General features: G+C 34.6%; 13 protein-coding genes and 1 riboswitch. Of the genes, 2 read left to right on the forward strand and 11 right to left on the reverse strand.

The window, feature by feature from the left end:
- Nucleotides 1-64: 64 nt before the first annotated feature.
- Genes AABL52_RS19430 through AABL52_RS19455 form a run of 6 tightly spaced genes read right to left on the reverse strand, consistent with a single transcriptional unit; the run spans nt 65 to nt 5420 of the window.
- On the reverse strand, nt 65-940 hold the full coding sequence (locus AABL52_RS19430) for a MerR family transcriptional regulator (protein ID WP_341518222.1): 876 nt from the start codon (nt 938-940) through the stop codon (nt 65-67).
- Nucleotides 940-1716: a metallophosphoesterase gene (locus tag AABL52_RS19435; RefSeq protein WP_000637809.1), complete on the reverse strand. Its 777-nt coding sequence runs from the start codon at nt 1714-1716 to the stop codon at nt 940-942. The genes AABL52_RS19430 and AABL52_RS19435 overlap by 1 nt, the downstream gene beginning before the upstream one ends.
- 58 nt (nt 1717-1774) lie before the next feature.
- Nucleotides 1775-2254 carry a LysM peptidoglycan-binding domain-containing protein gene (locus AABL52_RS19440; RefSeq protein ID WP_001231558.1) on the reverse strand — a complete coding sequence of 160 codons (480 nt, stop codon included), beginning with the start codon at nt 2252-2254 and terminating at the stop codon, nt 1775-1777.
- A gap of 22 nt (nt 2255-2276) precedes the next feature.
- Complete coding sequence (locus AABL52_RS19445) at nt 2277-2840, reverse strand: CPBP family intramembrane glutamic endopeptidase (RefSeq protein WP_001025761.1); 564 nt, start codon at nt 2838-2840, stop codon at nt 2277-2279.
- Nucleotides 2840-4369: a RecQ family ATP-dependent DNA helicase gene (locus AABL52_RS19450; RefSeq protein WP_098258214.1), complete on the reverse strand. Its 1530-nt coding sequence runs from the start codon at nt 4367-4369 to the stop codon at nt 2840-2842. Before AABL52_RS19450 ends, AABL52_RS19445 begins: the two co-directional genes overlap by 1 nt.
- On the reverse strand, nt 4359-5420 hold the full coding sequence (locus AABL52_RS19455; protein ID WP_341518223.1) for a helix-turn-helix domain-containing protein: 1062 nt from the start codon (nt 5418-5420) through the stop codon (nt 4359-4361). Before AABL52_RS19455 ends, AABL52_RS19450 begins: the two co-directional genes overlap by 11 nt.
- Nucleotides 5421-5704: 284 nt before the next feature.
- On the opposite strand from AABL52_RS19455, the gene AABL52_RS19460 reads away from it, so the two are divergent.
- Nucleotides 5705-5953 carry a ferredoxin gene (locus tag AABL52_RS19460; protein WP_001151994.1) on the forward strand — a complete coding sequence of 83 codons (249 nt, stop codon included), beginning with the start codon at nt 5705-5707 and terminating at the stop codon, nt 5951-5953.
- A gap of 121 nt (nt 5954-6074) precedes the next feature.
- Here AABL52_RS19460 and AABL52_RS19465 read toward each other — a convergent pair whose 3' ends face one another.
- Nucleotides 6075-6653: an ECF transporter S component gene (locus AABL52_RS19465; protein WP_000810851.1), complete on the reverse strand. Its 579-nt coding sequence runs from the start codon at nt 6651-6653 to the stop codon at nt 6075-6077.
- 162 nt (nt 6654-6815) lie between these two features.
- A riboswitch (FMN riboswitch) is annotated at nt 6816-6955 on the reverse strand.
- Nucleotides 6956-7200: 245 nt separating this feature from the next.
- Between AABL52_RS19465 and AABL52_RS19470 the strand changes: the two genes are divergently transcribed.
- Complete coding sequence (locus tag AABL52_RS19470; protein WP_098237435.1) at nt 7201-7887, forward strand: hypothetical protein; 687 nt, start codon at nt 7201-7203, stop codon at nt 7885-7887.
- Nucleotides 7888-7916: 29 nt separating this feature from the next.
- Here AABL52_RS19470 and AABL52_RS19475 read toward each other — a convergent pair whose 3' ends face one another.
- The 4 genes from AABL52_RS19475 to resD all read right to left on the reverse strand — a co-directional run bounded on the left by AABL52_RS19475 (nt 7917) and on the right by resD (nt 11825).
- Nucleotides 7917-8531 (reverse strand): peptidoglycan DD-metalloendopeptidase family protein, encoded by a 615-nt coding sequence (locus AABL52_RS19475; protein ID WP_341518224.1) that lies wholly within the window; start codon nt 8529-8531, stop codon nt 7917-7919.
- Between the two features lie 84 nt (nt 8532-8615).
- Nucleotides 8616-9197 carry a cob(I)yrinic acid a,c-diamide adenosyltransferase gene (locus tag AABL52_RS19480; RefSeq protein WP_341518225.1) on the reverse strand — a complete coding sequence of 194 codons (582 nt, stop codon included), beginning with the start codon at nt 9195-9197 and terminating at the stop codon, nt 8616-8618.
- Between the two features lie 136 nt (nt 9198-9333).
- On the reverse strand, nt 9334-11109 hold the full coding sequence (gene resE / locus AABL52_RS19485) for a sensor histidine kinase ResE (RefSeq protein ID WP_341518226.1): 1776 nt from the start codon (nt 11107-11109) through the stop codon (nt 9334-9336).
- A complete protein-coding gene (resD, locus tag AABL52_RS19490; RefSeq protein WP_000426862.1) occupies nt 11109-11825 on the reverse strand; it encodes a DNA-binding response regulator ResD in 717 nt (238 codons plus the stop codon). The genes resE and resD overlap by 1 nt, the downstream gene beginning before the upstream one ends.
- Nucleotides 11826-11959: the final 134 nt, after the last annotated feature.

Genomic DNA, 11959 nt, shown 5'->3' on the forward strand with positions numbered 1-11959 from the left:
TACGTAACCAATGAATATAATTTTTATTATATGAAATAGAAAATAGATGGTTCTTTTCGAACAACTATTCTAACATTTTTAACCAATCATCCCATTCTTCTTTCGTATCACCAATTAGGCGTGTTTGAATGTTCAGCTGATCTCGAGCACCTATTTCTCCTATAAACCCAACCGAAAGGTTCTCATTTTTTTCTTGCAACAAATTCATGTCGTCCATCACGTTCTTAAGTTCTCGTCCGTCAGCAAAAGAGACTACTACATATGTAGGTTGTATTTGCTCAACAGCTAACAAAATACCATCTTCTGCTAAGCTTGACCTAATATATATCACCTCATATCCCTTTAAGCGTAAATACGTTGAGAAAACAAACCCTTTCAACATATTATTTTCTAACACGACAACTTTGTGTATAGAAGAAAATGATGATGCATTATGATACACCATTCCTAGACGAGTTTGTAAAAATGATACGACATATTGGAATTGCACCAATGTAACTTCATTATTATTTTTTAACGTTAACAATTTATTTGACAATTGAAGAACAATACTTGCTATAACTTTTTCTGTTGCATAAATACTAAAAGCCTCGTTTAACAATGCAGAAGTTGTAATTTCATCAAATTTTAACAAAGCTTGTAGTAAGTCGTCCACTAAAACAACTTCTCTATCGGAATATATTTCTTTTTGAACACTACGCTGCAAACGATTCCCTTCTAATAATTGAACTGCTTGTCCAATCATCATGCCGGAAGAAACCTTGTCCATTAACCATTTCAAAATTTGAATATGCTCTTCTGTATATAATCGATGTCCCGCATGATTCCGCTTTGGGGCAATAATTTGATATCGTCTCTCCCATGCACGAAGCGTACTCGGCTGAATTCCAATTATATTTGAAACAGCTTTTATGTTATATTTCCCGTTTAGAGTTGGCATCATTTCCCTCCGCATAACGTAATAATATGTGTTTGAGCAGGTGCTCGGAAGCGAAGTGGAATCAACGTTGTTCCATACCCATTACTAACAAAAAGAGTCATATTTGAATGCTTATATACGCCACCTTTTAAATATTTTTTAGATGGGAATAATCGAATCTGTCCTCCATGTGTATGTCCACTTAAAACAAGTGAAATTTGTTCTTTTCCAGACATTTTATTTATTATATCAGGGTTATGGCTAATTAATATGCGAAAACCATCTTCTTTGCAATCAGCCAACGCCAAATCTAAACGATCACGTTTCAAACCAACATCATCTACACCAAGTAAACAAATTTGTTCTCCTAGTTCAGACTCAAATACAACTCTTGTATTATCTAAAACTTTCACATTATTCTCTAATAACAAAGCATCTAATTCATGATACTCAATCTCATAATCGTTATTTCCCCATACAAAATATACAGGAGCTATCTCTCTTAATTTTTGTATATTCGCAGAGATTTTCGATAAAGGGACGCCTCTTTCCGCTAAATCACCGCCAATAATTACAAGGTCTACTTTTCCTTTTACTTGTTCAATTAACGAACTTGAAATGACCCTTCTATGAATATCAGAAATAAAAAACACCTTTACTTTTTGAAAACCTTTCGGAAATTCTTCAAATATTAAAGTATGTTCTAACACAGTATTACGCATCGCTTCTGTATACATTACAAGAAGAAATATAATACCAATACATATGAGAGTACTTAATAAGATAATCCATATCATATATTCTTTACTCCCCTCCTCATAAAGATAATCCTCAGTTTTTATAGCAAGTATGTTACTAACTCTCCTGCTTTGCGGACTTATCTTTTATCGGAATTTTTATTTCTTGACCTACACTCACTTCGTCTTCTTGTAAATCATTATACTTTTTAATCACTTCGATTCCAGTATCATCTGAAAAATATTGCTTCGCTATACTTTCTAAAGTTTCTCCCTCTTTCACCGTATGCGTTACAACTTTCTCAGATGGTGCCCCTGATTCAGATTTAGCTGAATCAAAGAAAATGACCTCAAACGCACTTTTCCCAGCGTTATTACCATCACTTTTCACCTGAATATATTTATCTGTATACCATAAGATACTAATTGGTAGTAATATGAATAGAAATGTTAAAACTCGTACGAAAATATGATTCATTTTAAACTTTTGTTTTTTCTCTTTATTTCTATGAATTTCACTACGCGGCGGTAAACTTTCTTTTTCTTCCACTCGCTCAACTTCTAATTCCTCTTCAAAATCAGGAATTCGTTTTCTCATGTTGTTCACCACCACCTTCCATTTATTTTCTTAATTGGAGTCCCATTATAAAATCAACAAGAAAGTGTGCAAAGATTGTTATAAACAAATTTCCTGTCCATTGAAATACATAACCAAAGACAAAACTAATGAAACAGACGAAACAAAACAAAAATGGCTTTTTTATATACCGAATATGTAACACTGCAAATACTAAACTCGCTATTATAATTCCAAAGTGTGTCTGCACTACACCTCTAAATAAAAATTCTTCTGCAAAACCGATAATGAACGTAATAACGAGTAGATGCATAACTGACATTCCTTGAAACATCCTATCGTTAATACCACCATCATCAAACCAAGACTCTGGAAACACTCGCATTGCAACATAATCTAATAACACAATACCAATTGCTAATAAGCCACCTATTATAAGTATAGACACCGGTTCCCATTTCCACAGACTATACACCGATTTTATATCTGGGAATAATATATATGCTAGCAAACAACCGATACCGATAATAATGAACTGTGTAATATACAGATTCAGCCTTATTTCTTTCGGACTCATATCTTCAATATTATGCCTTTGAATGTTCATCATTCCCCCATCTTTTCTAGACCGAAAAGCTTTTGTAACTCTGTTTCCCAATTATAGTCGAAATCCGATTGTTGCGCTTGTCTTTTTTTATAGTCTGTTTTTGTAATACTACAATAGTCACAGCAATTTTTTAACTCGGTCTCTTTTCTATAACCGAACTGTTGCAGCAAATATTCACGTCTACATCCTTTCACTTGTATCCATGATTTCATGTTTTCTAGCTCACTATATTTATTACGCAGCCTTATCTCTACTTCAGCTATTAATCGGTTCATAATTTCATCTGACAAGCTCTCTAATTTTAATTTTCGCTGTTGTATGATTCCAAGCTGCTCAAGATGATAGCGGGTGAAGCGCCAATATTGTTCATTAAATCTTGCTGCATTATAACAAATTTCTTCTACCTCTTCTATTGGCAATTCTTTCGTTTGAAACATTCTTTCTTGTAGTAAAGAAAATAAAAATTGTATTTGCGACTGACTCGGCAATTCATCTTCAATTATTGAAATTGGCAAATCGTGATCTAACGGACTACATAGTAAGATAGCTATACTCGGTTCACCATCTCTTCCAGCTCTTCCGATTTCTTGTAAATAGGAAGCTATATTAGTCGGATAATGGAAATGAATAATATATCTCGTATTCGACTTATTTACTCCCATACCAAAAGCACTTGTACATATTACAAGCTGCAACTGGTCATTCATAAACTGTTGTTGAATTAACATACGCTCTTCATGTTCCATACCACCATGATAAAAAGCGACACCAGTCACGCCTTTTCCTCTTAAATATTCCGTTAAACGTTCTGTCCACGCTCTGCTTGAACAATATACAATTCCTGGCCCTTGTAAATACATCACCTGGTCCAAAAGCGCTTCTTTCTTCTCTTCTATCGTATCCACAAATTGTACTTCCATTGCAATATTTGGACGATCAATAGAGTATACATGTTGCGTCACATTCTTCAAATCTAAACTCTCTGCTATATCTCGGAGTACATCTTTCGTCGCTGTTGCTGTTAATGCTAGCACCGTAGGAGACCCAATATTCCCAATGACTACATTTAGTTTTTTATAGTCTGGCCTAAAATCATAACCCCATTGTGAAATACAATGAGCCTCATCCACAACAAATAATGAAATATGAACTTTCTTCAATTCTCTTATTAACACTTCCGACTGCAACATCTCTGGTGAAACAAAAATAAATTTATATGAAGCTAATTTTTTCATCGCTTCTCTTTTTTCATGCAATGTCCGAAAACTATTAAATGCAATCACTCGGTTTTTCACAACATATTTTAATTGTGTAACTTGATCTTCCATCAAAGATAATAATGGTGATACAACAAGTACTGTTCCTTCTTGCATTAGCCCTGGAAGTTGATAGCACATAGACTTTCCTCTTCCAGTCGGGAGCATTGCTATAACATCTTTTCCTTCTAATAAATCTGTAATTACCCCTTTTTGCCCTGGACGAAATTCAGAATATCCAAACCATCTATATAAATATTCCTCAAGCTTCATTTATAACCTCCATCCGCGCCAATACAAGACGGACCTCAAAATAAGAAATCCCCTCTCCAACCGCTTGTTTCAACTCACGCAACTTACGTGTTTGTAATGCCACAATTACTTTTGTTACTTTATCTATTTTATCTTTTTCCATAAACATCTCGATTGAAAACTCTTTTTCTCGTAAAGCAATTTCAACAAAATGATCTTCTATCGTTGCAACCTTTAAATTTCTAATTGTCGCTATTTCTTCTAAAGAACGTCCTTGTCTCCAAAAATTATATGTTTTTTTCGTTGATAAACTAAATAATTCAGCTCTCTCATTTGGGTAAGATATAATTTCCGCTAACAGTGGAAATTCATTTTCTTTATCGCGAACTTCTTGTATAAAGAAGTGAATTGTACCCCAAAATAAAAAATACACCCGAAATATATCTTGTTTCGTAATTTCCGCTAATTGCTGCAATGTACAACCGATACGTTCATATCCTGTTAATCGATATGTTACAATTGTCGCTTCTACCACATCACCTTTTCCTAAAAGATTATGTATTTCTTTCCATAATCTTTTAGCCAATTCACTTCTCCTATACGGTATACCTGTTAAAAAGCGTTTCACCCACACCGTTATTTCTGTATCTTGTTGAATGGGAATAAACTTCGTATTATTCTGTTGTAAATTAGATATAGTTTGAATGATTAATGATACTCTTTTCCAAAATGTTTCACCTAATTCGCCATAGTGCAAACCATGTAAATGCGCGGGAAAAGCATACACTTCCTCCCATGTTTGCAACTGCATTTTACCTTTAGATGTTAACAAATATGTATTTTCACGTATTTCTTGAATCAAATCTGCTTGCAACAACTTTGCAACTTCACGATCATAGTCTGTTCTATTTAACGATTTATATATTCCAAACAAAAAAGAAATTCGGAACATATTTCCATCTTGTAACGTTTGTGAAGATCGTTTTCCTTTTAATAAATAATAAATAGAAGAAACGGTCCTTTCACCATTCAATTGTTTTAAACAATACAATACTGTATATTGTAGTTGCATTACCGCTTCCACCTTTCAATCTAACTTAGTTACTTTTTAGTATGATCGCATTATTAAACTTATCATATCGGCACTATGTACTTGTATATAGTATATTGTACCAAACGAAATAACATTTACGTATTTTGAAAATCTTGTGACATAATGCAAAAATTAGTTGACACTCTAATTGATAAGGATTATCATTATAATTTTATGTTGAAAAGTTTTAAAAACCGTTTTACAATAAGGTTATAATTTTTATGGCGAGCTTTTCACATACATATTATCAGGAGGGAAAAAAGATGGCAAAATATACAATCGTTGATAAAGATACTTGTATCGCATGTGGTGCTTGCGGCGCTGCTGCACCAGACATTTATGATTATGATGATGAAGGTATTGCATTTGTAACGTTAGACGATAACCAAGGTATCGTTGAAATTCCAGATGTATTAATTGAAGATATGATGGATGCATTCGAAGGTTGTCCAACTGACTCAATTAAAGTTGCTGACGAATCATTCGACGGCGACTCTTTAAAATTCGAATAGTCTTTTATTAACTTCAAAAAATATCCCTCATTAATATGAGGGATATTTTTTGTTTTCTATTTTCATTCTACTTAATAAAAAACCATTAGTAGTTCCATACTACTAATGGTTTTTTTATATTTTATGCATTTTTCATTTTTGCAAACACCCATACTTTCAGGCGTGAGAATAACGCTACAAATACAATTGTCACAACAATTCCTTTAATCAAATTAAATGGTAAGATTGCCGTTACAACCGTTGTTCTTATAGCCTCACTAGACATAGCTGGTGAATTTAAAAACCAAGTGTAAGCTGGGAATATAATGATGTAATTTAATACACTCATGATGAGCGCCATTGTAATTGTCCCTAGCATTAATCCTGTCGTTAAACTCTTAACAGTACGATACTTTCTAAATAAGAAAGCTGCCGGTCCAATAAATAAACATCCTGCAATAAAGTTAGCAATTTCGCCAACTGGTACTCCCGTTAAACTCCCTTGAATCCCGTAATGTAAAATATTCTTTATCGCCTCTACAATTATCCCTGCAACTGGCCCAAAAATAATCGCAGCAATTAAAGCTGGTACATCACTAAAATCAATTTTTAAAAATGGCGGAAGCCCTGGAAACGGGAAATCCAACATCATCAGTAAATATGCAATACTACTTAGCATCGCTACACTCACCATCTGCACTACACTGTTTTTTTGTTTCATCTTTCTCTCTCCTTTTCCATCGATCATCTCATGGAAAGTGGAAAGGTTCTGCTATGCCTATTTTTTCATAGAACGAAAAAACCCTTTGTGTTTTACACAAAGGGAGAATTTAAGGCACATCAAACAGACGTTCAAATCCATATCTTTTTTGAACGCTTGAACCTCCATCTTCTCCCATCCAGACTATACTGTCGGCTTTGGAATCACACCAAATCCTGCCTTAACGGCTCGCGGGCTTAGAACAAAATCACATATAGTTCATCACCGCCGGTCGGGATTTTCACCCTGCCCCGAAGATAGACCGATATTCTATTTTCCACTTCATTATACAACAACATGATCATGTTGTGAACAAAAAAAGTGTAACTTATTAAAAATAAGTTATTAATTTTATATAACCGAAACCAATCACTATATTTTACAATACACCCCATATTTTTTAGTATTAGGCATTTCTCCTATGAATCCACTAGTCATATATAGTTAAAAGTGATAAGATGTTGAATTGTTAAGATAAGAACATTTTCTGGATTATGGAGGAAATGTCATGAAAAAAGAAAAGAGACACTCTATTCGAGAAGTAATGAAAAAAAACTTAAGAAAAGAATACTTTTACTTAAAAAAAGAATTACTTTTCTACTGTCCAATTGATTTAGGCACATTCTCAAGTGAGACATACTATGCTGCTTTCGACGAAGATGGCATCAGTATTTATCAGTATGATAAAAAAACAGAGAGTAAATTAAAACTGTGTGAGCGTCACCAGTGGAAGAGTTGGAATAAAGTGAAGGTGGATCATTATTTGACAACTTCTCAATTTATTTTTCAAGGTGAGCGAAACTGGATATTATCCCTTTTCCAAAAAGGAAAAGAAGCTCAAAAAATAATTGAAAAGCACACATCTTTACAAACTGAAGTTGTTTCCCGCTCTTTCTTAAAAAAACTTCCAGGGTTCCGTTCTAATGCACCGTTGAATAAATACATCGGCAGCATTTGCTACACTGCACTTATTGCATTTTTATTAAAATGGATGATTCCATTTCAAGCACCACAAATTGCCCTGTACTCCATTTCAATCGGTTGTATGCTTCTTGGTTTACTTTGTTTGACAATCGGTTTAATTGAACCGACTATTGTACTATTTCGAACGAACGAAAAAACAAGAACGAAAGTATTTTACTTATATAGCTACTTAGCTATTTCTGGATTTATATGTGTCTTTATTTTTTGGTAAAAAAAGAGCTAGTTTAACTAGCTCTTTTTTTACTTTACGTATAATTGTTGATTTGGATAAATCCGATCTTGCTGCAGTCCATTTTTTTCTTTAACTTCCTTAACTGACATACTAAATTTCCGTGCAATACTAACTAAAGTGTCCCCTTTTTGGACGACATATAAGGATGAGGAAACAACTTCATTTCTCTGTTCATTTAGAACAAGCAATGGATTCATCGCATTCTTTTTCGCCATCGTCCATCTTCCTTGATGAACTTCTAAATGTAAGTGTGCACCTCTCGATTCTCCTGTATTTCCTACTTCTCCAATTATTCCTCCTTTTGAAATATAATCCCCTTGAACTACATATCTCTTATTTAAATGTGCATACACGGCCTCATATTCTCCATGTTTAATAAATACAACGTTTCCATAACTACTTGAATAATAAGACTTTGTTACCTTACCTTCTTGAATAGCTGCCACAGGCGCGCCAATCGGTGCCGCTATATCTATACCGTAGTGTTTTCCATGCCTTGTCCCAAAATAATCACTTATCTGCCCTTCAACAGGCCATGTCCATTGGTTTCCCTCTGCGTACACATGTAATTGAGATAAAAACAGTACTGTCAATAACATGACGCCACATTTTAACACTTTCATATACATCCTCCGTTTTCTAATTAACACCATACCTTCTCTATTTTGGTATATTACAGAAAAAAGTATACAAAAAAAGAAAGTGAATCACTCCACTTCCTTCTCTTTTTTATCACGAAAAACGATTGCACTGCGATTATACTCCACGTCTTTTACTTGTAATCGAGCATTTATTACTCTAGCTACCGCAAACAAATAATCCGATAGTCTATTTACATACTTTAGAACAACTTCATTTGTTTCCCCTTCTTTTTGCAAGGACACTACACATCGTTCTGCTCGCCTTACAACTGTACGTGCAATATGAATAGCAGCTGCCGCTTCGCTTCCACCTGGTAAAATAAAACGCTCTAACGGCGGTGCTTCTTCTATATACGAATCAATCCTTCTTTCTAAGCTTTCAACCATTTCAAGCGTTACTTTATAAGGAGCTTTCCCCTCTACTATCGCCAAGTCTCCCCCGCAATCAAATAGTTCATGTTGAATATTTTCAAGTTCATTGTAAATATCTCCAAAAGACCCGCCTTGTAGCTTCGTCATTGCATATCCAATATGAGAATTCGACTCATCTATCGTGCCATATGCTTCAACTCTAATATTATCTTTATCCACTCTGCCGCCTATTACACTTGTTGTACCTTTATCTCCTGTTTTCGTGTATAATTTCATCGCTTCACGACACCCCTCTTATTATTCTTCATTCGACTAAGATAGAAAAAAGTTCTACTATTATTTATTTAATTGATTTTACAAAAAAATAAAAAACAGTAGAACTTTATTCATTATCAACTTTAAAAACACATATCTAAATTATACGATTCGGTAAATATACAGAGAATGTAGTTCCCTCTCCAACAACACTTGAAACAGCAATTTTACCATCATGGCCTTGCACAATATTTTTTGCAATCGCAAGCCCGAGCCCTGTTCCACCTTTTTTCCCACGTGTTCTTGCTTTATCAGCTTTATAGAAACGATCAAATAAAAATGGAATATCTTCTTCTGGAATGCCAGCGCCCGAATCTTGTACTTCAAAAGTAAGACCATTATTTTTCGTATCAATTACAAGCGTTACATGTCCGCCTGCATTCGTATGACGAATTGCGTTATCAATTAAATTCGTCAATACTTGTTCCATACGATCTGCATCAAACGGGTATTGCTCAATTGGATTTTGGAAATCAACCGTTAATGCGACTTCTTTATCCTTTGCAATTCCTTGGAATTTACGACCTATTTTTTCAACGAAAGGATGAATATCAACTTCACCTATATGTAACTCTACATTACCACTTTCCATACGCGCTAAATCTAATAATTCATTTACAAGTTTACCTAAACGAACGGATTCATCATAAATGATTTGAACAAACTCATTAATTTCTTCTTTCGTTTGCACAATATCATCTAAAATTGCTTCACTATATCCTTGAAGCATTACCATCGGTGTACGGAGTTCATGTGATACGTTCGCAATAAAGTCTTGACGCATTTTCTCAAGACGACGTTCTTCCGTCATATCACGCAATACAGCTACCGCCCCGCGAATTTTCGTTTGGTTGTAAAGCGGCGTCATAAGAACTACATAGTTCCCTTTTTGTAAGTTAATTTCAACCACTTGTTGTTGTTCACTTTCTACAACGAGATGGAATAGTTCAACAAGTTCAGAAGGTAGCTTTTTACTTAGCTCTATTTCTTTTTCTTCTTGCCAAACTTGTAAGAAATGTTCAGCCGGCGGATTGATTACAACGACTTCACCTTCTTGATTTAACGTAATAACCCCATCTGCCATACTACTTAAAATACTAGCTAACTGTTCTTTTTCTTGCTGCAGAGCATTCATATTAAACTTCAACTGTTTTCCCATTTGATTTAAGGCCGTTGCAAGCTCACCAATCTCGTCCTGAGACACCATAGGAGCTTTCGCATCAAACTTCCCACGCGCCACCTCAAAAGCAACCTCACGCATTTTACGGAGTGGTGCTGTAATTCGAGTAGATAAGAAGAATGCAAAGAACGTTGTTAAAACAATCGCAATCCCTGCTGATAAGAAAATAAAATCAGTCGTTCTCTCCATACCTTGTTTTGGAACTTGTAAAGATTCATATACAAACACAGCACTTTGATTTTTGGACTGCACTGGTTTCCCAACAATCATAATATCATCTTCAGTGTTTATATTTTTCCTACTATTAGAAGCTTTTCTAATGTTATTCTTAATTTCCTTTTTATCTGTAAAAACAGCTGCTAACTCTTTATCATTTTTTAAATCATCTATTGTAAGAGTGACTAATCCTTCTTGCTTAGGAGAAGAAGAAATTTCCTTACCATCTTCTACAATAATAATTCTTGAGAGTTTATCAGAGAATTTGTAAGCAACATTCTCAATCGTTTTTACATCGGCACCCTCTTCAATTAATTGCGTAACACTTGTTGCAACTTTTTGAAGCTTATCTTGACTCATATCAACATAATACGTTCTAAAGTACTGCGAAAGTAAAATCGCAACAAATCCAAGCACAAACGAAACGAGAAGTAATATGGTCATCCATAATTTCCCTACTACACTTCTCCAAAGCATCAGTCGTTCACAACCTCAAACTTGTAACCTACGCCCCAAACGGTAACAATCATTTTCGCAGCATCTGGTGATTTTTTGCTTAACTTCTCACGTAAACGCTTTACATGCGTATCAACTGTACGTAAATCTCCGAAGAATTCATATTGCCATACTTCTTTTAACAATTGCTCACGATCAAATACCTTATCAGGCGCTTTCGCTAAGAATAATAGTAATTCGTACTCTTTCGGTGTTAAGTTTACTTCATTACCATCTGCTGTAACACGGTGTGCATCATTATCAATTGTTAAATGAGGGAACACAGTAACATCTTTTGTCGTTGTATCTTGTGTAAAGAATGTTGTTGGTACAGAACGGCGTAATACCGCTTTCACACGAAGCACTACTTCACGTGGGCTAAATGGTTTCACAATATAATCATCAGTTCCTACCTCAAACCCTTGTACTCGGTTTACTTCTTCACCTTTCGCTGTCAACATAATAATTGGCGTCGCTTTCTTCTCACGAACCCCTTTACACACTTCAATACCATCTTTACCAGGCATCATAAGATCTAATAGGATCAAATCGTAATCATTTTGTAACGCCATTTCTAAAGCTGTATCACCATTATCCGCTTCTTCAATTGTGTATTGTTCTCTTTCTAAATACATTTTCAACAAACGACGAATACGATCCTCATCGTCTACAATTAAAATTCTTGATTCATTTTCCATTTTTACCCGTTGCGTACTTTTACGACAACGGTTTACACCTACCCTTCTACACTATTATGTTGCGCTATTCTCGTTTATTTAAGCAATCTTCTAAATGTTTCGCTTCCCATATTATGCTTCACAAGAATAATAAA

It is taken from the genome of Bacillus paramobilis (genome assembly GCF_038096195.1).
GTDB lineage: Bacteria > Bacillota > Bacilli > Bacillales > Bacillaceae_G > Bacillus_A > Bacillus_A mobilis.